Origin of the sequence: Streptomyces flavotricini (genome assembly GCF_020639365.1) — a bacterium.
GTDB lineage: Bacteria > Actinomycetota > Actinomycetes > Streptomycetales > Streptomycetaceae > Streptomyces > Streptomyces flavotricini.
The window spans coordinates 5,670,252-5,696,374 of the sequence record NZ_JAINUL010000001.1 but is presented as its reverse complement, the minus strand read 5'-3'; the positions used below and the strand labels follow the sequence as shown (position 1 = coordinate 5,696,374).

Here is a 26,123-nt window from a genome sequence, read left to right as displayed (position 1 = left end):
GTCCGGCCGTGTCGTACCAAGCGACCCGCAGGTCCTTGCTCACCGCGGCCGCCCTGGCCGCCGTCACGGCCGCCGGGGTGGCCTCGTACGCCGCGGTCGGCGGGCCGGACGGCGGGGACGGCGGGCCGCGCCCCGCCGGGCCGCACCCGGACGACGCCCGGCCCGGCGACCGGCCGCCGGGCCGGGCGCCCGACCGGGCCGAGCTGCGCCGCCTGGTGGCCGGGATGAGCCTGGCCGAGAAGGTCGGGCAGCTCTTCGTATCGCGCGCGTACGGGCATTCGGCGACCGATCCGGACCCGGCGGACGCCGAGCAGAACCTGAAGCTGTTCGGGGTGCGCACGGCCGCGGAACTGGTCTCCCGCTACCACCTCGGCGGGATCATCTACTTCTCCTGGGCCCACAACACCCGCGGCCCGCAGCAGATCGCCGAGCTGTCGGCCGCCCTCCAGCGTGCGGCGGCCGCAAGCGGTTCCGGTGTCCCGCTGCTGCTCTCCACGGACCAGGAGCACGGCGCCGTGGCACGCATCGGCAAGCCCGCGACGCTGCTGCCCGGGGCGATGGCCCTGGGGGCGCGCCACGGGGCGGGCGGAGCGGGCGGTACGGGTACGGGTACGGGTACGGGTGGTACCGATGCCGGATCCGACTCCGACTCCGCGGCCACCGCCGAGGCCCGCCGCGCCGCGCGCATCGCGGGTGCCGAGCTGGCCGCGATGGGCATCCGGCAGGACTACGCGCCGGTGGCCGACGTGAACGTCAACCCGGCCAATCCGGTGATCGGCGTACGGTCCTTCGGCTCCGACCCGCAGGCGGTGGCGGCCCTGGTCGCCGCCCAGGTCCGCGGCTACCAGGGCGCCGGGGTGGCCGCCACCGCCAAGCACTTCCCGGGCCACGGGGACACCGAGACCGACAGCCACGTCGGGCTGCCGGTGATGCGGCACAGCCGGGCCCAGTGGGAGGAGCTGGACGAGCCGCCGTTCCGGGCGGCGGTGGAGGCGGGCGTGGACGCCGTGATGACGGCGCACATCGTCTTCCCCGCGCTCGACCCCTCGGGGGACCCGGCGACCCTCTCCCGGCCGATCGTGACCGGCATCCTGCGCGAACGCCTCGGCTTTCGGGGGGTGGTGGTCACCGACGCCCTCGACATGGCCGGGGTACGCCAGAAGTACGGGGACGACCGGGTCCCGGTACTGGCCCTCAAGGCGGGCTGCGACCAGCTGCTGAACCCGCCGGACCTGGGCCTCGCGCACCGCAGCGTGCTCGCGGCCGTCGAGGCGGGCGAGCTCACGCAGGCCCGGATCGAGGAGTCGGTGCTGCGGATCCTGGAACTGAAGGCCCGCCGGGGCCTGTTCGACGCGGCGCACACCGCCGCCGGGCAGACGGACGCGCTGGTGGGGATCCCGGCGCATCTGACGGCCGCGGACGAGATCGCGGCGGGTACGACGACCCTGCTGGCCAATCCCGTCAAACTGCTGCCGCTGGACCCGGCGGCCGCGCCCCGGGTGCTGGTCACCGGGACCGACCCCGCCTCCCCCAGCGGTACGACAGGACCCCCTACGACGGTACTGGCCCGGGAGCTGACCGCCCTGGGCTGCCGGGCGACGGCCGCGCCGCCCGCCCGGGCCGTGGCCGCGGCTCCCGGCAACGCGGCGGTACTGGTCTGCACGTACAACGTCCCCGAGGGGGACGATCCGCAGCGCACGCTGGTCAAGGAGCTGCTGGCCACCGGGGTGCCGGTGGTCCTGGTGGCGATCCGCAATCCGTACGACCCCGCCCGGCTGCCCGCGTGCGCGGCGGAGCTGGCGACGTACACCTGGACGGACGTGGAGATGCGGGCGGCGGCCCGGGTCGTCACCGGGGCGGTACGGCCCACGGGCCGCCTCCCGGTCCCGGTACCGGGCCGCTACCCGCTGGGCCACGGGCTCTCGTACGACTGAGCGCGTACGACAGCCCGCGGCCCGGCGGCGGGGCTACGGCCGAAGCTGCGGCTCGCGCTCCAGGTCCTTCTGGTCGAGCACCGCGTCGGGCTTCGCCAGCGGCGTCGCCCGGCCCGCGTCGGCGAGCGCGGCGGTCGGCGCGACCCCGGCCCACTGCAGGATCTTCTGCGTGGCCAGCGCCTTCTCGCCGTCCATGAGCTTCGAGACGCTCGCCCCGTGGTTGGCACCCGGCGCGATCATGACGTAGCTGTCGCGGACGGTGTAGCCGAGGTGGAACGGTTCGGCACCCCACGGGTCGTTCTGCCCGTACACGAACAGCATCTGGTTGGCGTTGTTCTTCACCCAGTTGTCGACGTCCGCCATGACCCCCGGCTGGAAGGTCATCGGGATGTCGCGGGGCACGAAGTTGCGCGGCGGCTGGTAGCCGTAGCGGCTCAGGCCCCCCAGGTGCGGCTGCTTGATGTCGGGCGAACCGAGCTGCGTACCCGCCTGGTAGTAGTACGGCGTGTACGTCTCCAGGCCCTGGTCGGCGTAGGCCGAGAAGCCGGAGATCGTGTCGATCGAGTCCCAGATCTCCTGGTCGCTCGCGGTCGCGGCGGCCGGGATCGAGGCGCAGTCCGCCAGCAGGCTGTACTGCCAGAAGGCCCACACGTAGTCGAGCACGACGGCCTCGTAGGCCTTGTCGAGGCTGCCGACGGTGTTGAAGGTCCAGCCGTTCTCGGCGGCGGCGGCCGCGTACTTGGCCTCCAGCGGCTCACGGCGTACGAGGGCCTCGCGCTGCACCGCGTTCAGCTTGTCGCGGCACTCCTTGGTGCCGACCTTGGCGAAGAACCGGTCGTACGCCGAGTCCTCCTTGTTGACGACGTCGTTCGGCGCGACGTACGCGACGACGCCGTCCATGTCGCGCGGGTAGTAGCGCTCGTAGTACGTCGCCGTCATACCGCCCTTGCTGCCGCCCGTGGCCAGCCAGTTCTTCTTGTAGACCTTCTTCAGGGCGGTGTAGATGCGGTGCTGGTCGCTGGCGGCCTGCCAGATGTCCAGGTTCGCCCAGTTGGCCGGATCGGGCCGGGAGGGCGTGAAGAACCGGTACTCCAGCGACACCTGGTTGCCGTCGACGATGGTCGTCGGCTCGCTGCGGCGCGGGCTGGTGTTGACGTTGTAGCCGGAGGTGAAGAAGACCGTGGGCCGGGAGACGTCCTTGTGCAGCAGGGTGAGGCGCTGCTTGAAGGTGCCCTTCGACGGGTTCCGGTGGTCGACCGGCTGCTCGTAGTTCAGTACGAAGAAGCGGTACCCGGGGTACGCCTTCTCCTCGATCAGACTCATCCCGGCAATGCCGAGGATCTCGTCCTTGATGTCCGTCGCGGCGGACGGCCCTGCGGCGGTGGCCGCCTGAGCCGTGAAGCCGGCTGTTCCCATGGTGCCGATCAGCACCACGAGCGACAGCAGCCAGCCGAGCGTCTTGCGCATTCACCCTCCCCTTGAGTTCACTTCGGTCGCCCGTGAACCTAGCGGGGTCAACGCGCCGCTGACCAGACCTAGTTGGGCCGCTCGTTCAGCACAGGATCCAGCCGGAATCGACAGATCCGGCCTCGATGCTCCCCTTTACATACACGCAGCGGCTGATCGCGCCGACGGTGACAGGTCCGGCATATCGGGTGAATTGCCCGGCATCGCGGACCGGGACCCCGCCGCGCGGCTGGATGCTCACCGCCATCGCCCGGCGCCGGCCCGGATCTCGGGCGACGGTCACCGCGCAGGCCTGCGTACGGCTCTTGTAGACGCGCACCTCGCCCGCCTGCAGCGGCAGCGTCCTGACCAGGTCACCGCCGCAGCCGCCGGTCGCCGCGTGCACCGGAGGTGCCGCGAGCAGCCCTCCGGCGCACAGCATCAGCCCGGCCACGAACACCCGCACCGGCGCGGCCCCCCGACCGCGCCCCTTCCGTCCGTGCTCCACCCTGTCCCCCGATCGGTCGTACGCGACACGTACGCACGTACGACGCGCAGACCCCCCGGAAGGTTGCTTGGAACAAGATCCGGGGGGTCTGCGAACCGGCGTGCCGACGGCTCGGGTCAGGCGGCGGCGCGTTCGTCCTCGCCCACGAAGGTGCGCCACAGTTCGGCGTAGCGACCGCCGCGGGCCACGAGTTCGGCGTGCGTGCCGTCCTCCACGACCCGGCCGCGGTCCATGACCACGACGCGGTCGGCGCGGGCGGCCGTGGTCAGCCGGTGCGCCACCACGAGGGTGGTGCGCTTGCCGGCGAGCCGGTCGGTGGCCCGGTTGACCTGGGCCTCGGTTGCCAGGTCGAGCGCGGCCGTGGCCTCGTCGAGCAGCAGCACGTCCGGGTCGACGAGTTCGGCGCGGGCCAGCGCGATCAGCTGGCGCTGGCCTGCCGAGAGGTTGCGGCCGCGCTCGGCCACGGTGTGCAGGTAGCCGCCGTCGAGGGTGGCGATCATTTCGTGCGCGCCGACCGCGCGGGCGGCCGCCTCCACCTCGGCGTCACCCGCCTCGGGCCGCCCGTAGGCGATGGCGTCGCGGACCGTCCCCGGGAAGAGGTACGGCTCCTGGGGGACGACCCCGAGCCGGTGGCGGTACGCCGTCAGGTCGAGCTCCCGCAGATCGGCGCCGTCGGCGGTGACCCGGCCCGAGGTCGGGTCGTAGAACCGGGCCACGAGCTTGACCAGCGTGGACTTGCCGGCGCCGGTCTCGCCGACGAAGGCGACGGTCTGGCCGGCGGGTATGCGCAGGGTGATTCCGGCCAGCGCGTCGCCCTTCTCGCCGCGCTCCTCGGCCGTGCCGTAGGCGAACCGCACGTCCTCGAAAGCGATCTCGCCGCGCAGCTCCTCCACCGCGCGCGGATCGGCCGGGCGGGGGGTGCTGGTGGGCTCGCGCAGCAGCCCCTGGATCCGGCCGAGCGAGACGGTGGCCTGCTGGTAGCCGTCGAAGACCTGGGAGAGCTGCTGGACGGGGGCGAAGAACAGGTCGATGTAGAGCAGGTACGCCACCAGCGCGCCGGTGGTGAGGGTGCCGGTCTCGACCCGGCCCGCGCCGACGATCAGCACGGCGGCCGCCGCCCCGGAGGACAGCAGCTGCACGAAGGGGAAGTAGACGGATATCAGCCACTGGCCGCGCACCCGGGCCTCGCGGTACGAGTCGCTCCGCTCCGCGAACCGGGCGGTGCCGGCCCGCTGTCGGCGGAAGGCCTGGACGATGCGCAGCCCGGAGACGGACTCCTGGAGGTCGGCGTTGACCAGGCTGACCCGGTCGCGGGCGAGCTCGTACGCGGCGACCGACTTGCGGCGGAACACGATCGTGCCGACGACCAGCACGGGGAGGGTGGCGAAGACGATCAGCGCGAGCTCGACGTCGAGGACGAGCAGGGCGACCAGGATGCCGAAGAACGTGAAGACGGAGACGACGGCGGTGACGAGCCCGGTCTGCAGGAAGCTGGACAGGGCGTCCACGTCGGTGGTCATCCGGGTCATGATCTTGCCGGTCAGCTCGCGCTCGTAGTAGTCGAGGCCGAGGCGCTGGAGCTGGGCGAAGATCTTGACGCGCAGGGCGTACAGGACGCGCTCGCCGGTGCGGCCGGTCATCCGGGTCTCGGCGAACTGGGCGGCCCACTGCGCCACGACGACGCCGAGCGCGAGAACGGCGGCCACCCAGACGGCGCCGAGGGCGGCCTGTTCGACGCCCTTGTCGATGCCGTGCCGGATCAGGATCGGGAGCAGCAGCCCGGAGCCGGCGTCGACGGCGACGAGGGCGAGGCTGATGGCGAGCGGCGCCCAGAAGCCGCTGAGCAGCCGGCGCAGGTTGTAGCTCTTCTCGGCGCCCGCGGCGCGGTCCTCGTCCACGGCGGGCTCGTCGTCGGCGGGCGGCAGCGCGGCCACCTGCGCGAGCAGCTCCGGGGTGGCCGGCATGCCGGCCACGGCGCCGGCCACGGTGGCGCCGGGGACACCGGTTCCGGGCGCGCCGGTCGCGGCCGCGGTCCCGGCGGCGGCTTCCGCCTCCGCTTCCTCTTCCTCCTCTTGTTCCTCCTGGCGGCGCCAGAGCTCGGGGGTCACCCCGTCCACGACCCGCCGCTTGGCGTTGACCGGCTCGGAGTCGATCTCGGCTTCGAGCTCGATGTCCCGTTCGAGTTTCCCGTCGATGTCCCGCTCGAACTCGGTCATCGCGGGCGCGTCGGGCGTGCGCGGCGAGCCGGCGCCGAGCGCGTCCGGGTCGGTGAGCAGGCGCCGGTAGAGGGGCGAGCGGCGCTCCAGTTCCTCGTGGGTGCCGATGTCGGAGAGCCGCCCGCGGTCGAGTACGGCGATCCGGTCGGCCAGCGCGAGCGTGGAGCGGCGGTGGGCGATGAGGAGGGTGGTGCGGCCGGCCATGACGGCGCGCAGCGCCTCGTGGATCTCGTGCTCGACGCGGGCGTCGACGGCGGAGGTGGCGTCGTCGAGGAGCAGCAGCCGGGGGTCGGTCAGGATGGCCCGGGCGAGCGCGATGCGCTGGCGCTGGCCGCCGGAGAGGGTGAGCCCCTGCTCGCCGACCTTGGTGTCGTACCCGGCGGGCAGGGCCCGGATGAACCCCTCGGCCTGGGCGGCGCGGGCGGCGGCCTCGACCTGCGCGTCGGTGGCGTCGGGCCGCCCGTACGCGATGTTGGCGCGGATGGTGTCGGAGAAGAGGAACGAGTCCTCCGGCACGAGTCCGATGGCGGCGCGCAGCGAGTCGTACGTCAGCTCGCGCACGTCGTGGCCGCCGACGCGGACGGTGCCGCGGTCGGCGTCGTAGAAGCGGGGCAGGAGGAGGGAGACGGTGGACTTGCCGGAGCCGGAGGCGCCGACGACGGCGACGGTCTCGCCTTCGGCGATGGAGAGCGAGAAGCCGTCGAGGACGGGCCGCTCGGGGTCGTACCCGAAGCCGACCGCGTCGAACTCGACGGTGGCGGGGGCGTCGGCGGGCAGCTCCCGCGTGCCCTCTTCGATGGCGGGCTCGGTGTCGACGAGCTCGAAGACGCGCTCGACGCCGGCGCGGGCCTGCTGGCCGACGGTGAGGACCATGGCGAGCATGCGGACGGGGCCGACGAGCTGGGCGAGGTAGGTGGAGAAGGCGACGAACGTGCCGAGGGTGATGTGCCCCTGGGTGGCCATCCAGCCGCCGAGGGCCAGCATGGCGACCTGTCCGAGGGCGGGTACGGCCTGCAGGGCCGGGGTGTAGCGGGAGTTGAGCCGGATGGTCCGCATCCGGCCGGCGAACAGCCGGCGCCCGGCGTCGCGCAGCTTGCCGGTCTCCTGCTCCTCCTGGCCGAAGCCCTTGACGACGCGGACGCCGGTCACGGCCCCGTCGACGACGGTGGCGACGGCGGCGGCCTGGCCCTGGGCCCACCAGGTGGCGGGGAAGAGCTTCTTGCGGCTGCGCTTGGCGATGAACCAGAGGGCGGGGGCCATGAGCAGCGCGACGAGGGTCAGCAGCGGGGACAGCGCCAGCATGATGCCGAGGGATATCCCGAAGAGGAGGAAGTTCCCGATGGTCATGGGCAGCATGAAGAGCAGCCCTTGGATCAGCTGGAGGTCGCTGGTGGCGCGCCCGATGACCTGGCCGGTGGACAGCTCGTCCTGGCGGCGCCCGTCGAGGCGGGCGATGGTGTCGTACATGTCGGTGCGCAGGTCGTGCTGGACGTCGAGCGCGAGGCGGCCGCCGTAGTACCTGCGTATGTAGGTCAGCACGTACACGAGGACCGCGGCGCCTATGAGGAGCCCGGCCCAGACGCCCATGGGCTTGGTGTGGTCGCCGATGACGTCGTCGATGATGACCTTGGTGACCAGGGGGACGAGTGCCATGACGGCCATGCCGGCCAGTGAGGATCCGAGCGCGAGCAGCACATTGGTCCGGTACCGCCAGGTGTAGGCGGTCAGCCGCCTCGCCCAGCCCTGTTTCTCGCCCGCTGCCGTCGCTGCCGCCGCCACGTGGTCCTCCCCGTTCGTCCAGTCCTGCCGCTCCTCCAACGCCCCGACCGGCGGATTTCATCCCGCCGCAACATTCGCACCGGCGTACGGCCCCCCGCGCGCGGGCTTCACCCCACCGGGTGACTCCTCTCCACGCTCCGGCTACTGGGCGTCGAACTCGTACTCCAGAACGTAGGCGGAGGCGTCGAGGGTCATCTCGTTGACCTCGACCGCGTGACCGTCGGCGGTGTAGGCGGTGCGACAGACGAGCACCACCGGGGTCCCGGGCACGAGACCGAGCCGGTCGGCCTCCTCCGGAGTGGGCATCCGGGAGCGGACCTCCTCGCGGAACCGCACCGGCTCGCGGCCGAGGTCCGCCAGCCGGGCGTAGATGCCGCCGGGGCCGGAGTCGGGCTCGGCGATGGCGGTGCCGGCGGTGAGGGCGGCGTCCAGGTAAGAGGTCGCCAGCAAGACGGGCTTGCCGTCGAGCAAGAACCTTCGGCGCCGGACACACGCGCGAGCGCCCTCGGCGAGGCCGAGGACCACAGCGATTGCCGACGGAGCCGGCTCGTCGGTAGCGGAGAGGAAATCGACGACGAGTTCACGGTCCTCCGTGTCGGCGGCCCAGATGGACCTTCCTTGGCTCCAGACGTCGGCAGCCAGACGCTGGATTCCACGGCGTCGAATCAGCCGGAACTCGCGCACGAAGACCCCGGCCCCCTTGCGGGCCTCGGCGAGCCCTTCGGCTTGCAGCACGCCGAGCGCTTGACGTGCGGTCATACGGGCAACGCCATGGGCGGCCATCAGGTCGTTCTCGCCGGGCAGACGGTCGCCGGGCCCGTACCTGCCGGACCGGATGGCGGCCTTCAGCTCTGCGGCGATCCGCTGGTACTTGGGCTGCCGCCCGGAGCCGTCACTCGGCATACGTCCTCCTGATCATCTCTAGACATCGTAGGCGTGCAATGCGGCAGAGCTCGCGCAGCGTAAATCACGAGAGAACATCTCTAGAGAAGAGGTTGACCGAGGACGCCATCACCGCTTGACTCGATACATCTCTAGAGATGTGAGGTGCCCGATGGAACCACCCCTTCTTCAGCAGCTCGATGCCGTCTGGCTCCTGCCCCGGAACCCGCGCACCCCCGGCTGGGCGCGCGCCTTCTTCCGGGCGCAGGCCCGTTGCTGGGGCGTCGCCCCGCAGATCGCCGAGGCGGCCGAGCTGGCGCTGTCGGAGCTCGTCACCAACGCCGTACGGCACGCCCGCGCGCCCAGGGGCCGCGAGATCGGGGTGAAGGCTCTGTGGGACGGCGCGTGCCTGCGTGTCGAAGTCGCCGACGCCGGCCCCTGGACGGATCTGGAGCCACGGGGCCATCGGCCGGACTGCGAGGGCGGGCGGGGACTCGCCGTCATCGCCGCCGTGGCCGCCCGCTGGGGCGTCGAGCCCCGCGCCCACGGCATCAGCAAGACGGTCTGGGCGGATTTTCCCGTTCCCGGCAGCGGTGCGTGAGGGGCACCGTACGGAAGGGCGCGGTTACGCCAGGTGGGTCGGGGCGAACATCTTCAGGGTGGTCGGGAGGACCAGGACGGTGGGGCCCGGGGTGGTCAGGGCCTTCTTCAGGTCCTCGCGGAGGGTTTCCGGGGTCGTCGTCGACGCCGGGACGCCGAAGGACTCGGCCAGGGCCGTGAAGTCCGGGCGGGTGAGCTCGGTGGCCGTCGTGCGGCCCTCGAAGGAGTCCGTCATGTACTCGCGCAGGATGCCGTAGCCGCCGTCGTCAACGATCAGCCAGGTCACGTCCAGGTCGTGCTGCTTCGCGGTCGCCAGGTCGGCGATCGAGTACATCGCGCCGCCGTCGCCCGAGACCGCCAGGACCGGGGTGTCCGGTTCCGCGACGCAGGCGCCGAGGGCCGCCGGGAAGGCGTAGCCGAGGCCGCCGGCGCCCTGCGCCGAGTGCATCGTGTTGGGGTGCTTCGCGTCGAACGCCGACCAGGCCCAGTACGACAGGATCGTCATGTCCCAGAAGGACGGGGAGCGGGCGGGAAGGGCCGCGCGGATCGAGCTGAGGAGCCCGCGCTCCAGCGCCACGTCCTGCGCCGACAGACGGGTCTCGATCTCCGACAGGAGCAGGCGGACGCGTTCCGGTGCCTGGGGGTCCCGGCGCTCCGGGACCGTCTCCAGGAGGGCCTGGAGGGCCAGGCGGGCGTCCGCGTGGATGCCGAGGGCCGCGTGGTTGGACTCCAGCTTGCCGAGGTCCGCCTCGATCTGGACGACCCGGCCCGTCGGGAAGAACGTGTGGTAGTTCGACGACAGTTCACCCAGGCCCGAGCCGACCACCAGGAGGACGTCCGCGTCCTCCAGGAAGTCCGTCATGTGGCGGTCCTCCAGCCAGGACTGGAGGGACAGCGGATGGGTCCACGGGAAGGCGCCCTTGCCGCCGAAGGTGGTGACCACCGGGGCGTTCAGCCGCTCCGCCAGCTGTCGCAGCTTGCCGGCCGCGTCCGAGCGGACCACCCCGCCGCCCGCGATGATCACGGGGCGGGAGGCCCGCCCCAGCCAGTGTGCCGCGAGCGCGGTGAGCTCGGGGCGCGGGGCGAGCTCGTGCGGGCTCGCGTCCACAGCCGTGACCTGCGGGATCACCGTCTGCGCGCGCAGCACGTCCTCGGGGATCTCCACCCAGACCGGGCCGTGCGGGGCCGTCAGCGCCGATTCCCAGGCCTCCGCGATCACGGAGGGGATCTGCGAGGGCGTGCGGGCCGTGTGGACCGACTTCACCACGTCGCGGAACGAAGCCGACTGGTCCCGCAGTTCGTGCAGGTGCCCGCGCCGGCCGCCGCCCAGCCCCGCCACCGGGACCTGCGAGGCGATGGCGAGGACGGGGGCCGAGGCGGCGGCCGCCTCGGCCAGGGCCGGCAGGGCCATCAGCGCGCCCGGGCCGGTCGAGAGCAGCAGCGGAACCGCCTCGCCGGTGATGCGGCCGTACGCGTCGGCGGCGAAGCCCGCGTTGTTCTCCGTACGCAGCCCGATCAGGCGCAGGTCGGAGCGGCCGACCGCGTCGAAGAGGGCGAGCGCGTGCTGCCCCGGCAGACCGAAGACGGTGGTCGCGCCGAGGCCGCGGAGCGTTTCCACGACCAGGTCACCGCCCGTCCGCCCCGGCGGCGGCGCGAGCGCGGCCGCCGTCTGGGCTTCGGTGGGACGGAGTACCAGGTCGTGGTCGTGCGTCACGTGCGCTTACTCGCCCTTCTCGGGTCCTACTTCGCCTTCTTCGCGGCGGCGATCTGGCGGCTCATGATCGTCGTCAGCTCGTACGCGGTGTGGGAGGCCGCGACCGAGGTGATCTCGGCGTGATCGTACGCCGGGGCGACCTCGACGACGTCCGCCGAGACCAGGTTGCAGGAGGACAGACCGCGGATGATCTCCAGCAGCTCGCGGGAGGTCATGCCGCCCGCCTCCGGCGTGCCGGTGCCGGGCGCGTGCGCCGGGTCCAGCACGTCGATGTCGATCGAGATGTACAGCGGGCGGTCGCCGATGCGCTGGCGCAGCTGGTCCGCGACCTCGTCGGCGCCGCGCCGGTAGACGTCGGCCGAGGTCACGATGCCGAAGCCCATCTTGGCGTCGTCGTCCAGGTCCTGCTTGCCGTACAGCGGGCCGCGCGTGCCGACGTGGGAGAGCGCCTCGGTGTCGAGGATGCCCTCCTCCACGGCGCGGCGGAACGGGGTCCCGTGCGTGTACTCGGCGCCGAAGTAGGTGTCCCAGGTGTCCAGGTGGGCGTCGAAGTGCAGCAGCGCCACCGGGCCGTGCTTCTTCGCGACGGAGCGCAGCAGCGGGAGGGCGATGGTGTGGTCGCCGCCGAGGGTCATCAGGCGGGAGCCGGCACCGAGGAGCTCGTCCGCGGCCGCCTCGACCGTCTCGACGGCCTCGTTGATGTTGAAGGGGTTCACCGCGATGTCGCCGGCGTCCGCCACCTGGGCGAGCGCGAACGGGGAGGCGTCCTGCGCCGGGTTGTACGGGCGCAGCAGGCGGGAGGCCTCGCGGATGGCGTTGCCGCCGAAGCGGGCGCCGGGGCGGTACGAGACGCCCGAGTCGAACGGGACACCGACGACGGCGACGTCAGCCGAGCCGACCTCGTCCAGGCGGGGCAGCCGGGCGAAGGTCGCGGGGCCCGCGTAGCGCGGAATGCGGGAGGAGTCGACGGGGCCGCGCGGCTGCGTGCTCATGAGGGGTGCCCTTCCGGAGGTCCTGCGGGGGGTGACGGTGCGGTGCTTCGAGCGTAAGCCGCCACCACGAGGGCGCGAAGTGTACGTTTCATCCATCAACCCTCTCTGATATGTACGGAGCATCCATGGAGGCCCCGCCCACCCCACCGGTCCCCCTGGCCGCGCTGCTCGCCGACCGGGAGCTGGGGCTGCGCCACCTCGCGGGGCCCGCCGAGGCCGATGTGCACGGGGTGCACGCCTCCGAGATGGCCGATCCCTCGCCCTACCTGCTGGGCGGCGAGCTGCTGCTCACCGCCGGCGCGGAGCTGGGGGCCGACCCCGACGGCTACGTGAGAGGGCTCGTCGCCGCGGGCGCGGCGGCGCTCGGCTTCGGCGTGGCGCCCGTGCACGAGGAGGTGCCGGCGGCGCTGGCGGCGGCTTGTGCGCGGTACGGGCTGCCTCTGCTGGAAGTCCCGCCGCGGACCCCCTTCACGGCGGTCGCCCGGAGCGTCTGGCGGCTGATGGCGCAGGCCCGTACGCGGGAGCTGCGCCGGGTCGCCGAGGTCCAGCAATCGCTCGCCACGGCGGCCGCCCGGCCCGACCCGGTCGCGGCGGTCCTGACCCGCCTGGCGTCGAGCCTGGGTGGCTGGGCCGCCCTCCTGACCCCGGCCGGCGCCGCGGCCGCGGGGCCCGGTCCCTCGGGCGGCCCGGCGCCGGGCCCCGCGACGGCCCCCGCCTCGACCGCGGTCGGGATCGTACGGGCCGCCGGGGCCGGGGTCGGGGAGGAGGTGCTCGGCGCCGTGCGGGAGCTGGCGCGGCGGGTGGCGGGCGGGGCCGCGGCCACCGCCACCGACGCCTCCCGCGGAACGCACCTCGCCGTCTACGCCGTCGGCGGCGGCCGGGTGCTGGCCCTCGCCACCCCGGCCCGGGTCCCCGGCGACCACACCATCGCCTCCGTCGCCGCCGTCCTGCTGACCCTGATCACCGCGGAGCGGCCGGCCGGGGCCGAGGCCGCCGCGCTGGCCCGGCTGCTGCTCGGCGGCTCCCCCGCGGGGGCGCTGGGCGGGCCCGGGCCCTGGTACGCCGTCCACGCCCGAGGCGGCGCCGATCCGCAGGCCCTCGCCGCCGCGCTGGGCACCGTGCTGCTGGACCCGGACGGCCCGGCCGTACGGCTCCTCACCGACCGGGAGCCCGCCCCGCAGCCCGGGTGGCGGCTCGGGGTCAGCGCACCGGCCGGCCCCGACGCCCTGTCCACCGCCGACGCGCAGGCCCGCCGGGCCCTGGACCGCGCCGAGGCGGCCCGCACCCCGCTGGCCCGGCACACCGAGCCCGGGCTCGCGGGGCTCGTGGGCGCGGCCGAGGCCCGCGCCCACGCCGAGGCCCTGCTCGGCCCGCTCTCCCCCGCCCTGCGGGACACCCTGCGCGCCTGGCTGGCGCACCACGGCAGCTGGGACCGCAGCGCCGCCGCCCTCGGCCTGCACCGCAACACCGTCCGCCAGCGCATCGCCCGCGCCGCGGCCCTCCTCGACCGCAATCTCGACGACCCGGACGCCCGGATGGAGTTGTGGTTCGCGCTGACCCGGGCACCGGAGTCCTGAGCGGACCGGGCGGGGGGCTGCGCCGTACGGATGGACTCGTCGCTCCCGGCGGCGGGCTCGCCTTCTCGCGCCGCGCGGCGGCCTACCTTCGCACTGCTCCCCCACCCCCACCTCGAAAGGCAGTGCCCTCGTGCGATCGATCCGCCTCGCCCTGACCGCTCTCGCCGCCGGCGGCGTCATCCTGGCCGGCGCCTCCGCCGCCTGCGCCGACGACACCTTCACCGTGTACGCGCCGATCGACAACACGTACTCGATCGTCTTCGGCGACCTGAACCAGGTGGCCGGCGACGACGTGTTCAACGCCGGCCGCGACAACACGGTCGGCTCCCACAACGGCGCGGCGCCGGCCGGCGACATCGGCATGGCCTCGCTGCCCGGCACCCAGATCCTGGGCAACGAGGCCCTGATGCACGGCGCCGCCGGCCAGTGGACCGGCAAGGTGCTCGGCAAGTGAGGGTCGGCGCGGGCCGACGGCTCACCCCGCCGGCCCGCGCCGGACATCACACCCGGTACCCCTCCGCGACTCTGGACAGCCCACCCGACCCACCGGTAACTTAATAGTCTGAGCAAGCGCTTAGACACGGCGCGACAGCGCGACGGGCGACAGGATCGAGGAGGCGGCTGTGCGCCGTACCGTTTTCAACGAGGACCACGAAGCGTTCCGCGAGACCATCCGTGCCTTCATAGAGGCCGAGGTCGTCCCCGTCTACGACGAGTGGTTCGCGGCCGGCCAGGCTCCGCGCGACTTCTACTACAAGCTCGGCGAGCTGGGCATCTTCGGCATCAACGTCCCCGAGGAGTTCGGCGGCGCGGGCCTGGACACCCACAAGTTCGAGGCCGTCCTGTACGAGGAGACCTCCCGCGCGGGCGTGAACTTCGGCGGCTCCGGCGTGCACGTGCTGCTCGCGCTCCCCTACATCAAGATGCTGGCCGACGACGAGCAGAAGAAGCGGTACCTGCCGAAGTTCGTCTCCGGTGAGGAGATGTGGGCCCTCGCGATGACCGAGCCGGGCACCGGCTCCGACGTCGCGGGCATGAAGACCACCGCCAAGCTCTCCGAGGACGGCACGCACTACGTCCTCAACGGCTCCAAGACCTTCATCACCGGCGGCGTGCACGCCGACCGCGTGATCGTCTGCGCCCGCACCGCCGCCCCGCGCGAGGACGACCGCCGCTTCGGCATCTCCCTCTTCGCCGTGGACACCAAGTCCGAGGGCTACTCCATCGGCCGCAAGCTCGACAAGCTCGGCCTGCGCACCTCCGACACCGCCGAGCTGGCGTTCGTCGACGTCAAGGTCCCCGTCGAGGACCTGCTCGGCGAGGAGGGCAAGGGCTTCTACTACCTCGGCCACAACCTGGCCTCCGAGCGCTGGGGCATCGCGTTCGGCGCGTACGCCCAGGCCGCCGCGGCCGTCCGGTTCGCCCAGCAGTACGTCACCGACCGCACCGTCTTCGGCAAGCCGGTCGCCCACTTCCAGAACACCAAGTTCGAGCTGGCCGCCTGCCAGGCCGAGGTGGACGCCGCCCAGGCCGTCGCGGACCGCGCCCTGGAGGCCCTGGACGCCGGCGAGCTGACCCCCGCCGAGGCCGCCTCCGCGAAGCTGTTCTGCACCGAGGTCGCGCACCGCGTGATCGACCGCTGCCTCCAGCTGCACGGCGGCTACGGCTACATGAACGAGTACCCGATCGCCCGTCTGTACGCCGACAACCGCGTCAACCGCATCTACGGCGGCACCAGCGAGATCATGAAGTCCATCATCGCCAAGGCGATGGGGCTGTAAGGCCCTGGCCTCCACTCCATGAACGAGGCACTGACGACGCTCCTCGATCTGCTCGACCTGGAGCAGATCGAGGAGAACATCTTCCGCGGTACCAGCCGTTCGGCGCTGGTACCGCGCGTCTTCGGCGGCCAGGTCGCGGCCCAGGCCCTGGTCGCGGCCGGGCGGACCGTGCCCGAGGACCGCACCGCGCACTCGCTGCACTCGTACTTCCTGCGCGCCGGGGATCCCGGCGCGCCGATCGTCTACGCGGTCGACCGGATCCGCGACGGGCGCTCCTTCACCACCCGCCGGGTCGTCGCCGTCCAGCACGGCCAGCCGATCTTCCACCTCTCCGCGTCCTTCCAGACGTACGAGGAGGGCCTGGACCACCAGGCCGCGATGCCGGACGCACCCGATCCGGAGAGCCTGCCGACGGCCGCCGAGGCGCTGCCCGCGTACCGGGAGGTCTTCCGCGACCCGGGCACGGTGGAGCGGCTGATCGAGGCGCGCGACGCCGTGGACCTGCGGTACGCGACGGTCCCGCCCTGGGGCAGCGTCGGCAAGCCCGTCGAACCGCGCTCGCAGGTGTGGTTCCGCACGGCCGGGAAGCTGGAGAGCGACGACGCGCTCCTGCACACCTGCCTGGCCACCTACGTCTCGGACATGACCCTGCTCGACTCGGTGCTGCTCGCGCACGGCCGGGGCGGCTGGGCGGTCGGCGACGTGGTGGGCGCCTCGCTGGACCACGCGATGTGGTTCCACCGGCCGTTCCGCGCCGACGAATGGCTGCTGTACGACCAGGAGTCCCCGTCGGCCGCGGCCGGGCGCGGGCTCGGGCAGGCCCGGATCTGGACCCAGGACGGGCGTCTCGCCGTGACCGTCATCCAGGAGGGCGTCGTACGCGTCCCCCGCGCCTAACGCCCACTGCGTCAGTCCCACCAGAACGCCCAGTGCTCCGCGCCGGTCACGGCCTCGTCGGCATACGCGCGGACGCTGCCCGAGCCCTGCCACACGTTGTCGGGGCAGAAGGCGAAGTGCTCGGCGGCGACCGGCAGCGCCGCGACCCTCGTCGGGAGCGGGGCGGCCACGGACAGGTGGACCTCGTCGAAGCCGAGTGCGATGACGCGGGCCCCGAACCGCTCCTCCCACGAGCGCATGACGGTGGTGAGCAGCGCCGTGTCGTTCTCGTGGTTCGCCGCACCCTGCCAGCCCATCGCGGTGGGTACGTCGGCTCCCCGGGCGGCGGGGACCAGCGCGAGCCGCGGGCCCGGCAGGACCCCGTCCCGGATCAGCTCGTCGGCGAGGGCGAGGGCGACCGCCTCCGGGTCCTCCCGCGGGGTCCGGTGCTCCGCGAGGCCGGGCCAGTCGCGGCCGAAGGGGGCCATGAGCCCGGCCCCGTCGGGGCCTTCCCCCTCCTCCGGATCGGGGACGACCCCGGCCCAGAACTCGCGCAGCACCGGCTCGACGTGGTGGTCGTCGGGGTCGGACATCGAACCGGGGCACAGCTCGCCGCGGTTCCACCACTCCTCCAGGCCGCGCCGCTCCTGGAGCAGTACCGCCTGAAGGCCGGCGCCGGTCCGGGCCAGGCGGGAGCGGCAGGCAGCGAGCACGCCGACGCCGACGGGCTCGTCGGAGACCCACAGCAACGGCTCGCGCCGCGCCCGGGACCACAGCGGGGTCCGCCCGGCGGGCCCGTCGACGATCGTGCCGGGCGGCAGGTCCAGCCCCAGGGCGCGGCCTTGCGGGTCCTCGGCCAGCGGGGACAGCGCGTTCTGGTTCTTCGGCGGTGTCGTCACGCCTTCGACGCTAGCCCCGGCCACTGACAACGCCCTGTGCCGGAAGGGCCGGTGGCGCCTGAAGGGCTACGCCTCGGGCTTGGCCCCGGGCTTGGCCTTGAGCTTGGCCCAGACCGCCTCCAGCGCGGCTATGTCCGCGTCGTCGAGGCGGTCGTCGAAGACCTCGGCGAGGGCCTCGCGGCGGGTGGCGTCGGCCTCCGCGAAGGCGCGGCGGCCCGCCTCGGTGAGGGCGATGCCCACGGACCGGGCGTCCGTCGGGGACGGGACCCGCTCGACCAGGCCGCGGGCGCGGAGCGAATCGGCGACGCGCGAGACCTGGCTGCGGCTGAGCAGGGTCCGGGCGCCCAGCTCGGACGGGGCGACCGGATCCTTCTGGACGCTCAGCCACAGCATCACCTCGAACCACGACAGCGGCAGGTCGTGCCGGCGCGTGAGCGCCTGGTCGACCCGGGCGGTGAGGGTGGTCCCGGCCCAGACCAGACCGTAGAAGGCGTGGTCGCGGGGGGTGAGGCCGTCCAGGTTGAGATTCGTGTGCGCCATACGGGAAGGATACCGGGTTGCGTGCACACGCACACATCGTTAATGTGTGTGTGCACGCACAAATCTAGGGAGCCTTCCATGAGCACCGACACCGCCGCCAAGACCGTCCTCATCACCGGCACCTCCTCCGGCATCGGCCTGGCCGCCGCGGTCGCCGCCGCCCGGGCCGGCTGGCACACCGTCGCCACCATGCGCGACACCACCCGCGCCGACGCCCTGAACAAGGCCGCCGCCGAAGCCGGCGTCACCGAACTCGTCCAGGTCAAGCGGCTCGACGTGACCGACGCGCAGTCCGTGGCGGCGTGCGTGGCCGAGGTCGTGGCCGAGCACGGCCACCTCGACGCGGTCGTGAACAACGCGGGCGCGGGCTTCGTGGGCACCATCGAGCAGCACGGCATGGAGCAGCTGCGGAACGTCATGGAGGTCAACTTCTTCGGCGTCGCCGAGCTCACCCGCGCCGCGCTCCCGCACCTGCGCGCCTCGGGCGGCCGCGTCATCACCGTGACGAGCGTCGGCGGCGTCATCGGCCAGCCGTTCAACGAGTCCTACTGCGCCGCCAAGTTCGCCGTGGAGGGCTTCATGGAGTCGCTGGCCCCGGTCGCCGCGGCCATGGGCGTCCAGGTGTCCGTCATCGAGCCGGGCGCCGTCGCCAGCGAGTTCGTGAACAACGTCGGACTCGACATTCCGGCACTGCTCACCCAGGCGGGCCCGTACGCCCCGGCCCTGCAGGGCTACATCAACCACGCCCTGCAGTCCTTCGGCAGCGACACCGCCCAGACCTCGGAGCAGGCGGCGGCGCCGGTCATCGACGCGCTGACCGCCGAGAAGATGCCGTTCCGCATCCAGACCTCCGACTGGGCGCGCAACTTCGTCGGCATGAAGCTCGCGGACCTGGACGGCTCGATTGTCCAGACCGAGATGACGAGCTGGCTCGCCTAACCGAAGGCACACCGGCGGGGCCGCGGCGACGCCCCGCCGGGCACCTCTCAGAGCAGACCCGCCGACGACAGCAGGTACGCCACCATCGGGTCGTAGAAGCGCGGGTCGCGGACGTGGTCGTCGAGGGGGACCGCCACCTGGAGGGTGCCCTCCGCCTCGCCGAGGAACAGCGCCGGGTCGTTGCAGTCCGCGTACCCCACCGCGTCCAGCCCGCGCTGCGCCGCGCACCCCGCCCAGCCGTGGTCGGCGACGACCAGGTCCGGCTGGGGGCGGTTCGCCGCCGCGAGGCCGTCCAGGATCGCGGCCATCGGCTCCGGGGAGTGGGTGTGCCACAGCGTGGCGCCCCGCTCCAGCACGGCGACGTCCGCGAACTGCCACACCGAGCCCTCGTCCGCGACCAGACCGGCCGGGATCACCACGATCTCGCAGCCCGCCGCGCGCAGCGCCGCCGCCGTCGCCCGGTGGACGTCCAGCAGCCCGCCCGGGTGCCCCGTGGCGAGCAGCACGCTCTGCCGGTCCAGGGCCGCCTTCCGCAGCCGCGCCGCCATCCGGTCGAGGCCGGAGACGGTCAGCTCCGGGTCGATGGTGTCCTGGCCGAAGCGGTGCGCGGCGTCGTCGACGACCCCGACCCGCTCCGCCATCACGGCGAGCACGTCCTGCTCGTCCGTCCAGCGGTCGCCCAGCTCCAGGCCCAGCCAGTAGTGCCGGTCGCCGTTGGCGAGCTTGCGGTAGTGCGACAGGTTGTTCTCACGGGGCGTCGCGACCTGACCCGAGATCCGGGTGCGGACCAGATGGTCGACGAGCTCGGCGCGGGTCGGTACGTGCGTCTCTATCGGCTTCGGCATGCGGCCCATTCTGCCGCCGCCGGGCCCCGGGCGCCGGTGCCATTCCGACCAGCGGACGCGTCGCCTCACCCCGACAGCGCCCCGAACGCCCCGTGCGCGAGGCGCCGCAGCAGGGATTCCGTCGCCTCGCGGCCGAGCGCCGCCAGGTGCGGGGTGGAGTTGAGCAGGCCGAAGACGGCGTGCACGGCCACCCGCACCTCCGCCTCGCCGACCTGCGGGTGCAGTTCCCGTACGACCTCCACCCACAGCTCGACGTACTGCCGCTGCAGCTGCCGTACGAGCTTGCGGTCGGCCTCCCGCAGCCGGTCCAGCTCCCGGTCGTGCAGGGTGATCAGCGCCCGGTCGTCGAGCGCGAAGTCGATGTGGCCGTCGATGAGGGAGGCCAGTACGCCCTCCGGGTCGCCCGCGGCCTCGGCCACCCGGTGGCGGCCGCCCGTCAGCAGCCGCTCGCTGATCCCGACGAGCAGCTCGGCCAGCATGGCGTCCTTGCCCGCGAAATGGCGGTAGAGGCCGGGGCCGCTGATGCCCACGGCGGCCCCTATCTCGTCCACGCCGACGCCGTGGAATCCACGCGCGGCGAAGAGACGGGCGGCCTCGCTGAGGATCTGCTCGCGACGGGTCGGGGCGGCGGCTCTGGTGCTCATGGGAATCCATTCTAGACAGGGCCGTTAGCGCTCGTTAACCTAAGCTGTACATGCGTTAACGCTCATTAACAGCGTGCACCGAGCAAGGGAGCTCGACCGATGCAGCAGGCACCAGTGCTGACGAGCGCCGCGGACCCGGCGTCCGAGGCCTGGCGGACCAACGAGGCCGCCCACCGCGAGCTCACCGAGGGGCTGCGCGCCCGGCTCGACGCGGCCCGGCTCGGCGGCGGCGAGAAGGCCCGCGCCCGCCACACCGCCCGCGGGAAGCTGCTCCCCCGCGACCGGGTGGACACCCTCCTCGACCCCGGATCCCCCTTCCTGGAGCTGGCCCCGCTGGCCGCCGAGGGGATGTACGGGGGCGCGGCCCCGGCCGCAGGGGTCATCGCCGGCATCGGCCGGGTCAGCGGCCGCGAGTGCGTGATCGTCGCGAACGACGCCACCGTCAAGGGCGGCACGTACTACCCGATGACCGTCAAGAAGCACCTCCGCGCGCAGGAAGTGGCCCTGGAGAATCGTCTCCCCTGCCTCTACCTCGTCGACTCGGGCGGCGCCTTCCTCCCCATGCAGGACGAGGTCTTCCCCGACCGGGAGCACTTCGGCCGCATCTTCTACAACCAGGCGCGCATGTCGGGCGCCGGCATCCCGCAGATCGCCGCCGTCCTCGGCTCCTGCACGGCGGGCGGCGCGTACGTCCCGGCGATGAGCGACGAGGCCGTCATCGTCCGCGGCCAGGGCACGATCTTCCTCGGCGGCCCGCCGCTGGTGAAGGCCGCCACCGGCGAGGTGGTCACCGCCGAGGAGCTCGGCGGCGGCGAGGTCCACTCCCGGACCTCGGGCGTCACCGACCACCTCGCGGAGGACGACGCGCACGCGCTGCGGATCGTACGGAACATCGTGGCGACCCTGCCCGAGCGCGGGGCCCTGCCCTGGTCGGTCGAGGCGCCGGAAGAGCCGAAGGTGGACCCGTACGGGCTGTACGGAGCGGTCCCGGTCGACTCGCGCACCCCCTACGACGCCCGCGAGGTCATCGCCCGGATCGTGGACGGCTCCCGCTTCCAGGAGTTCAAGTCCGAGTTCGGGCAGACGCTGGTCACCGGCTTCGCCCGGATCCACGGCCACCCGGTGGGCATCGTCGCCAACAACGGCATCCTTTTCTCGGAATCCGCCCAGAAGGGCGCGCACTTCATCGAGCTGTGCGACCAGCGCGGGATCCCGCTCCTCTTCCTCCAGAACATCTCGGGCTTCATGGTCGGCCGCGACTACGAGGCCGGCGGCATCGCCAAGCACGGCGCCAAGATGGTCACGGCCGTGGCGTGCACGCGGGTCCCGAAGCTGACGGTGGTCGTCGGCGGCTCGTACGGGGCCGGCAACTACTCGATGTGCGGGCGGGCGTACTCCCCGCGCTTCCTGTGGATGTGGCCCAACGCCAAGATCTCCGTGATGGGCGGCGAACAGGCCGCGTCCGTACTGGCGACCGTCAAGCGGGACCAGATCGAGGGCGCGGGCCAGGAGTGGCCGCTCGAGGACGAGGAGGCCTTCAAGGCCCCGGTCCGGGCGCAGTACGAGGAACAGGGCAATGCCTACTACGCCACGGCGCGGCTGTGGGACGACGGGGTCATCGACCCGATGGAGACCCGGCAGGTGCTGGGGCTGGCCCTGACCGCGTGCGCGAACGCTCCGCTGGGCGATCGCGGCTTCGGCATCTTCCGTATGTGACGTGAGGACCTCACTGATGTTCAGCACTGTTCTGGTCGCCAACCGGGGCGAGATCGCGGTACGGGTCATCCGCACGCTGCGGGAGCTCGGCGTGCGGTCCGTGGCCGTCTTCAGCGACGCGGACGCGGACGCGCGGCACGTACGGGAGGCCGACACGGCCGTCCGGATCGGTCCGGCGGCGGCCGCCGAGAGCTACCTGTCGGTGGAGAGGCTGCTCGACGCGGCCCGCCGCACCGGCGCCGAGGCCGTCCACCCCGGCTACGGCTTCCTCGCCGAGAACGCGGCCTTCGCGGCCGCCTGCGCGGAGGCCGGCCTGGCCTTCATCGGGCCGCCGGCCTCGGCGATCTCCCTGATGGGTGACAAGATCCGGGCCAAGGAGACGGTGAAGGCGGCGGGCGTGCCCGTGGTGCCGGGCTCCTCCGGCAGCGGGCTGTCGGACGCCGAACTGGTCGCGGCGGCCGAGGAGATCGGCATGCCGGTGCTGCTCAAGCCGTCCGCGGGCGGCGGCGGCAAGGGCATGCGGCTGGTCCGCGAGGCCGGGCTGCTGGGCGAGGAGATCGCGGCGGCCCGCCGCGAGGCGCGGTCCTCGTTCGGCGACGACACGCTGCTCGTGGAGCGGTGGGTGGACCGGCCCCGGCACATCGAGATCCAGGTTCTGGCGGACGCGCACGGCAACGTGGTGCACCTGGGTGAGCGCGAGTGCTCGCTGCAGCGGCGCCACCAGAAGGTGATCGAGGAGGCCCCGTCGGTCCTGCTCACACCGGAGCTGCGGGCCTCGATGGGCGCGGCGGCGGTGGAGGCGGCGCGGTCGTGCGGGTACGTCGGCGCGGGAACGGTGGAGTTCATCGTGCCCGGCGGCGACCCCTCCTCCTACTACTTCATGGAGATGAACACCCGGCTCCAGGTGGAGCACCCGGTGACCGAGCTGATCACCGGCCTGGACCTGGTGGAGCAGCAGCTGCGGGTCGCGGCGGGCGCGGAGCTGGGCTTCGGGCAGGCCGACGTCACCCTGACCGGCCACGCCGTCGAGGCCCGCGTCTGCGCCGAGGACCCGGCGCGCGGGTTCCTGCCGTCCGGCGGCATGGTGCTGGCGCTGTCCGAGCCGTCCGGTGGTGCCGTGCGCACGGACTCCGGGCTGCTGGCCGGGGTGGACACGGGCTCCACGTACGACCCGATGCTCTCGAAGGTCATCGTCCACGGCCCCGACCGGGCGACGGCCCTGCGGATGCTGCGGGGCGCCCTCGCCGACACCGTGATCCTGGGCGTCCAGACCAACGCCGGTTTCCTGCGGAGGCTGTTGGCGCATCCGGACGTGGTGTCCGGGAACCTGGACACGGGACTGGTGGAGCGGGACCTGTCCGGCTTGCTCCCGGACGGCGTGCCGCCCGAGGTGTACGCGGCGGCGGCCCTGCTGGCCCAGGCTTCCCTCCCCCACCCCGCCCCTTCCCGGAACCCTGCCGGGGGCTCGGGGAACCCGGGCTGGGTGAACCCCTTCGGGGCCGCCGACGGCTGGCGCCTCGGCGGTACCCCGGCCTGGACCGTCCGCCACTTCCGCCTCCCCGGCCAGGACCCCGTCGAGGTCCGCACCCGTCCCGCGGGACCGGGCTCCGGCCTTGCCACTGAGCTCCTCGTGGCCGCCGGCGCACCGGCCCGCGGCCGGATCGTCGCCCTCAGCGCCGACCGCCTCACGGTCGAACTGGACGGGGTCACGCACCAGTTCACGTACGCCGCGTCCCCCGAGGGGACTTGGCTCGGCCGCGACGCGGACAGCTGGCACGTCCAGGACCACGACCCCGTCACCGCGTCCCTCACCGGGAACGCGAGGGGCGGCGCCGACACACTGGCCGCGCCCATGCCCGGCACCGTCACCGTCGTCAAGGTGGCCGTCGGGGACAAGGTGGCGGCCGGGCAGAGTCTGCTCGTCGTCGAGGCGATGAAGATGGAGCACGTCATCTCCGCCCCGCACTCCGGCACGGTCACCGAGCTGGACGTCGCCCCCGGCAGCACCGTCGCCATGGACCAGGTCCTGGCCGTCGTCACCCCGGACGAGGACGAGAAGGAGGAGAGCGCGTGAACGGGCTGCCCATGACCTTCCCGGTCCCCGGGCTGCCGGCCCGGGTCCGCATCCACGAGGTCGGTGCCCGCGACGGGCTGCAGAACGAGAAGACGGCCGTACCCACCGCCGTCAAAGCCGAGTTCATCCACCGGCTCGCCGCCGCCGGCCTCACCACCGTCGAGGCCACCAGCTTCGTGCACCCGAAGTGGGTGCCCCAGCTGGCCGACGCCGAGCAGCTGTTCCCGGAGCTGGGCGACCTCCCCGGGGTGCACCTGCCGGTCCTCGTCCCCAACGAGCGCGGCCTCGACCGGGCGCTCGCCCTCGGGGCCACCCGCATCGCCGTCTTCGGCTCGGCCACCGAGACCTTCGCGTCGCGCAACCTCAACCGGACCGTCGACGAGTCCCTCGCCATGTTCGAGCCCGTCGTGGCCCGCGCGAAGGAGGGCGGGGCGCACGTCCGCGGCTACCTCTCCATGTGCTTCGGCGACCCCTGGGAGGGGCCGGTCCCGGTCCACCAGGTGGTCCGCGTGGCCAAGGCCCTGCTCGACCTCGGCTGTGACGAGCTCAGCCTCGGCGACACCATCGGCGTCGCCACCCCGGGCCATGTCCAGACCCTCCTCAGCGAGCTGAACGAGGAGGGCGTGCCGACCGACCGGATCGGCGTGCACTTCCACGACACCTACGGCCAGGCCCTGTCCAACACCCTCGCCGCGCTGCAGCACGGGGTCACCACCGTCGACGCCTCCGCGGGCGGCCTCGGCGGATGCCCGTACGCGAAGAGCGCCACCGGCAACCTCGCCACCGAGGACCTGGTGTGGATGCTCGCCGGTCTCGGCATCGAGACCGGCGTCGACCTGGCCGCCCTCACCGCCACGAGCGTGTGGATGGCCGAACAGCTGGGACGTCCCAGCCCCTCCCGTACCGTCCGCGCCCTCTCCCACAAGGAGTAACGAACACCATGGCCCTCGACCACCGGCTCACACCTGAGCACGAGGAACTCCGCCGCACCGTCGAGGCGTTCGCGCACGACGTCGTGGCGCCGAAGATCGGCGACCTGTACGAGCGGCACGAGTTCCCGTACGAGATCGTCCGCGAGATGGGCCGCATGGGCCTGTTCGGCCTGCCCTTCCCGGAGGAGTACGGCGGCATGGGCGGCGACTACCTCGCCCTCGGCATCGCCCTGGAGGAGCTGGCCCGGGTCGACTCCTCGGTCGCGATCACCCTGGAGGCGGGCGTCTCGCTGGGCGCCATGCCCCTGTACCTCTTCGGCACCGAGGAGCAGAAGCGGCAGTGGCTGCCGAAGATGTGCTCCGGCGAGGTGCTCGGCGCCTTCGGCCTGACCGAGCCGGACGGCGGCTCCGACGCCGGCGGCACCCGTACGACGGCCGTCAAGGACGGCGACGAGTGGGTGATCAACGGCTCGAAGTGCTTCATCACCAACTCCGGTACGGACATCACCGGCCTGGTCACCGTCACCGCCGTGACGGGCCGCAAGGCGGACGGCCGCCCGGAGATCTCCTCGATCATCGTCCCGTCCGGCACCCCGGGCTTCACGGTGGCCGCGCCGTACTCCAAGGTCGGCTGGAACTCCTCGGACACGCGTGAGCTGGCCTTCGACAACGTACGGGTGCCGCTGGCCAACCTCGTCGGCCAGGAAGGCCGCGGCTACGCCCAGTTCCTGCGCATCCTCGACGAGGGCCGCATCGCGATCTCGGCGCTCGCCACCGGTCTGGCCCAGGGCTGCGTGGACGAGTCGGTGAAGTACGCGAAGGAGCGCAAGGCCTTCGGTCGGCCGATCGGCGACAACCAGGCCATCCAGTTCAAGCTGGCGGACATGGAGATGCGCGCCCACATGGCCCGCATCGGCTGGCGGGACGCGGCCTCGCGCCTCGTGGCCGGGGAGCCGTTCAAGAAGGAGGCGGCGATCGCGAAGCTGTACTCCTCCACGGTCGCGGTGGACAACGCCCGGGACGCCACGCAGATCCACGGCGGCTACGGGTTCATGAACGAGTACCCCGTGGCGCGCATGTGGCGGGACTCCAAGATCCTGGAGATCGGCGAGGGCACCAGCGAGGTGCAGCGCATGCTCATCGCCCGCGAGCTGGGCTTCGCCGGATAGTGGACCCGGCGTGAGCCGGACGTGGGCGATCGCCGGGCCCCGACGGGTCCGGCGGTCGCC

The 26,123-nt window shown here is 73.0% G+C and carries 21 protein-coding genes; 11 read left to right on the top strand and 10 right to left on the bottom strand.

The features are described 5' to 3' along the window. Positions 1-8 precede the first annotated feature (8 nt). Complete coding sequence (locus K7B10_RS25940; protein WP_229339568.1) at positions 9-1,934, top strand: glycoside hydrolase family 3 protein; 1,926 nt, start codon at positions 9-11, stop codon at positions 1,932-1,934. 33 nt (positions 1,935-1,967) lie between these two features. On the opposite strand, the gene K7B10_RS25935 is transcribed toward K7B10_RS25940, so the two are convergent. The 4 genes from K7B10_RS25935 to K7B10_RS25920 all read right to left on the bottom strand — a co-directional run bounded on the left by K7B10_RS25935 (position 1,968) and on the right by K7B10_RS25920 (position 8,786). Then, positions 1,968-3,401, bottom strand: coding sequence for a S28 family serine protease (locus K7B10_RS25935; RefSeq protein WP_229339565.1), 1,434 nt, complete (start codon positions 3,399-3,401; stop codon positions 1,968-1,970). A gap of 85 nt (positions 3,402-3,486) precedes the next feature. Next, positions 3,487-3,846, bottom strand: coding sequence for a hypothetical protein (locus K7B10_RS25930; RefSeq protein ID WP_229339563.1), 360 nt, complete (start codon positions 3,844-3,846; stop codon positions 3,487-3,489). Between the two features lie 158 nt (positions 3,847-4,004). Beyond that, positions 4,005-7,883, bottom strand: a complete 3,879-nt coding sequence (locus K7B10_RS25925) for an ABC transporter ATP-binding protein (RefSeq protein WP_229339561.1) — start codon at positions 7,881-7,883, stop codon at positions 4,005-4,007. A 141-nt stretch (positions 7,884-8,024) separates the two neighbouring features. Further along, a complete protein-coding gene (locus K7B10_RS25920) occupies positions 8,025-8,786 on the bottom strand; it encodes a GntR family transcriptional regulator (protein WP_229339559.1) in 762 nt (253 codons plus the stop codon). Positions 8,787-8,937: 151 nt separating this feature from the next. Between K7B10_RS25920 and K7B10_RS25915 the strand changes: the two genes are divergently transcribed. Further along, positions 8,938-9,366 (top strand): ATP-binding protein, encoded by a 429-nt coding sequence (locus K7B10_RS25915; RefSeq protein WP_229339558.1) that lies wholly within the window; start codon positions 8,938-8,940, stop codon positions 9,364-9,366. A 24-nt stretch (positions 9,367-9,390) separates the two neighbouring features. Here the strand turns inward: K7B10_RS25915 and K7B10_RS25910 are convergent, their stop codons facing one another. Together K7B10_RS25910 and speB are read right to left on the bottom strand one after the other, a co-directional pair. Next, entirely contained in the window at positions 9,391-11,079 is a 1,689-nt protein-coding gene (locus tag K7B10_RS25910; protein WP_229339556.1) for a thiamine pyrophosphate-binding protein, read from the bottom strand. A gap of 26 nt (positions 11,080-11,105) precedes the next feature. After that, positions 11,106-12,071, bottom strand: coding sequence for an agmatinase (gene speB / locus K7B10_RS25905; RefSeq protein WP_229339554.1), 966 nt, complete (start codon positions 12,069-12,071; stop codon positions 11,106-11,108). Positions 12,072-12,181: 110 nt separating this feature from the next. Between speB and K7B10_RS25900 the strand changes: the two genes are divergently transcribed. The 4 genes from K7B10_RS25900 (at position 12,182) to tesB (ending at position 16,326) form a co-directional block, all read left to right on the top strand. Continuing rightward, complete coding sequence (locus K7B10_RS25900) at positions 12,182-13,648, top strand: PucR family transcriptional regulator (protein ID WP_229339552.1); 1,467 nt, start codon at positions 12,182-12,184, stop codon at positions 13,646-13,648. A gap of 130 nt (positions 13,649-13,778) precedes the next feature. Then, positions 13,779-14,102, top strand: a complete 324-nt coding sequence (locus tag K7B10_RS25895; RefSeq protein WP_229339550.1) for a hypothetical protein — start codon at positions 13,779-13,781, stop codon at positions 14,100-14,102. Between the two features lie 169 nt (positions 14,103-14,271). After that, the gene (locus K7B10_RS25890; protein WP_229339548.1) at positions 14,272-15,429 is read left to right on the top strand and encodes an acyl-CoA dehydrogenase family protein; all 1,158 of its coding nucleotides are present in this window, start codon (positions 14,272-14,274) and stop codon (positions 15,427-15,429) included. 18 nt (positions 15,430-15,447) lie between these two features. After that, on the top strand, positions 15,448-16,326 hold the full coding sequence (tesB, locus tag K7B10_RS25885) for an acyl-CoA thioesterase II (RefSeq protein WP_229339546.1): 879 nt from the start codon (positions 15,448-15,450) through the stop codon (positions 16,324-16,326). 11 nt (positions 16,327-16,337) lie between these two features. Here tesB and K7B10_RS25880 read toward each other — a convergent pair whose 3' ends face one another. Beyond that, on the bottom strand, positions 16,338-17,204 hold the full coding sequence (locus tag K7B10_RS25880) for a DUF4253 domain-containing protein (protein WP_229339544.1): 867 nt from the start codon (positions 17,202-17,204) through the stop codon (positions 16,338-16,340). A gap of 66 nt (positions 17,205-17,270) precedes the next feature. Then, a complete protein-coding gene (locus K7B10_RS25875; protein ID WP_229339542.1) occupies positions 17,271-17,744 on the bottom strand; it encodes a MarR family winged helix-turn-helix transcriptional regulator in 474 nt (157 codons plus the stop codon). A 78-nt stretch (positions 17,745-17,822) separates the two neighbouring features. Here K7B10_RS25875 and K7B10_RS25870 point away from each other — a divergent pair, with 78 nt between their 5' ends. Then, positions 17,823-18,683 (top strand): SDR family NAD(P)-dependent oxidoreductase, encoded by an 861-nt coding sequence (locus K7B10_RS25870; protein WP_229339540.1) that lies wholly within the window; start codon positions 17,823-17,825, stop codon positions 18,681-18,683. Between the two features lie 47 nt (positions 18,684-18,730). On the opposite strand, the gene K7B10_RS25865 is transcribed toward K7B10_RS25870, so the two are convergent. Both K7B10_RS25865 and K7B10_RS25860 read right to left on the bottom strand, forming a co-directional pair. After that, positions 18,731-19,537: a phosphatase gene (locus tag K7B10_RS25865; protein ID WP_030868509.1), complete on the bottom strand. Its 807-nt coding sequence runs from the start codon at positions 19,535-19,537 to the stop codon at positions 18,731-18,733. Positions 19,538-19,593: 56 nt separating this feature from the next. After that, positions 19,594-20,172 carry an SACE_7040 family transcriptional regulator gene (locus K7B10_RS25860; RefSeq protein WP_229339538.1) on the bottom strand — a complete coding sequence of 193 codons (579 nt, stop codon included), beginning with the start codon at positions 20,170-20,172 and terminating at the stop codon, positions 19,594-19,596. Between the two features lie 99 nt (positions 20,173-20,271). Between K7B10_RS25860 and K7B10_RS25855 the strand changes: the two genes are divergently transcribed. The 4 genes from K7B10_RS25855 to K7B10_RS25840 are packed head-to-tail and all read left to right on the top strand — an operon-like array spanning position 20,272 to position 26,063. Then, a complete protein-coding gene (locus K7B10_RS25855) occupies positions 20,272-21,888 on the top strand; it encodes a carboxyl transferase domain-containing protein (protein WP_229339536.1) in 1,617 nt (538 codons plus the stop codon). Between the two features lie 16 nt (positions 21,889-21,904). Next, positions 21,905-23,962, top strand: coding sequence for an acetyl/propionyl/methylcrotonyl-CoA carboxylase subunit alpha (locus K7B10_RS25850; RefSeq protein WP_229339534.1), 2,058 nt, complete (start codon positions 21,905-21,907; stop codon positions 23,960-23,962). A gap of 11 nt (positions 23,963-23,973) precedes the next feature. Further along, the gene (locus K7B10_RS25845; RefSeq protein ID WP_229345412.1) at positions 23,974-24,894 is read left to right on the top strand and encodes a hydroxymethylglutaryl-CoA lyase; all 921 of its coding nucleotides are present in this window, start codon (positions 23,974-23,976) and stop codon (positions 24,892-24,894) included. A gap of 8 nt (positions 24,895-24,902) precedes the next feature. Next, complete coding sequence (locus tag K7B10_RS25840; protein ID WP_229339532.1) at positions 24,903-26,063, top strand: acyl-CoA dehydrogenase family protein; 1,161 nt, start codon at positions 24,903-24,905, stop codon at positions 26,061-26,063. The last annotated feature ends 60 nt before the right edge of the window (positions 26,064-26,123 follow it).

Bases quoted from the DNA above. Each gene is read 5' to 3' on its own strand.
- K7B10_RS25870 (WP_229339540.1), top strand. From the start codon at position 17,823: ATGAGCACCGACACCGCCGCCAAGACCGTCCTCATCACCGGCACCTCC.
- speB (WP_229339554.1), bottom strand. From the start codon at position 12,071: ATGAGCACGCAGCCGCGCGGCCCCGTCGACTCCTCCCGCATTCCGCGC.
- K7B10_RS25915 (WP_229339558.1), top strand. From the start codon at position 8,938: ATGGAACCACCCCTTCTTCAGCAGCTCGATGCCGTCTGGCTCCTGCCC.
- K7B10_RS25855 (WP_229339536.1), top strand. From the start codon at position 20,272: ATGCAGCAGGCACCAGTGCTGACGAGCGCCGCGGACCCGGCGTCCGAG.
- K7B10_RS25865 (WP_030868509.1), bottom strand. From the start codon at position 19,537: ATGGGCCGCATGCCGAAGCCGATAGAGACGCACGTACCGACCCGCGCC.
- K7B10_RS25935 (WP_229339565.1), bottom strand. From the start codon at position 3,401: ATGCGCAAGACGCTCGGCTGGCTGCTGTCGCTCGTGGTGCTGATCGGC.
- K7B10_RS25875 (WP_229339542.1), bottom strand. From the start codon at position 17,744: ATGGCGCACACGAATCTCAACCTGGACGGCCTCACCCCCCGCGACCAC.
- K7B10_RS25850 (WP_229339534.1), top strand. From the start codon at position 21,905: ATGTTCAGCACTGTTCTGGTCGCCAACCGGGGCGAGATCGCGGTACGG.
- K7B10_RS25845 (WP_229345412.1), top strand. From the start codon at position 23,974: ATGACCTTCCCGGTCCCCGGGCTGCCGGCCCGGGTCCGCATCCACGAG.
- K7B10_RS25920 (WP_229339559.1), bottom strand. From the start codon at position 8,786: ATGCCGAGTGACGGCTCCGGGCGGCAGCCCAAGTACCAGCGGATCGCC.
- tesB (WP_229339546.1), top strand. From the start codon at position 15,448: ATGAACGAGGCACTGACGACGCTCCTCGATCTGCTCGACCTGGAGCAG.
- K7B10_RS25840 (WP_229339532.1), top strand. From the start codon at position 24,903: ATGGCCCTCGACCACCGGCTCACACCTGAGCACGAGGAACTCCGCCGC.
- K7B10_RS25860 (WP_229339538.1), bottom strand. From the start codon at position 20,172: ATGAGCACCAGAGCCGCCGCCCCGACCCGTCGCGAGCAGATCCTCAGC.
- K7B10_RS25900 (WP_229339552.1), top strand. From the start codon at position 12,182: ATGTACGGAGCATCCATGGAGGCCCCGCCCACCCCACCGGTCCCCCTG.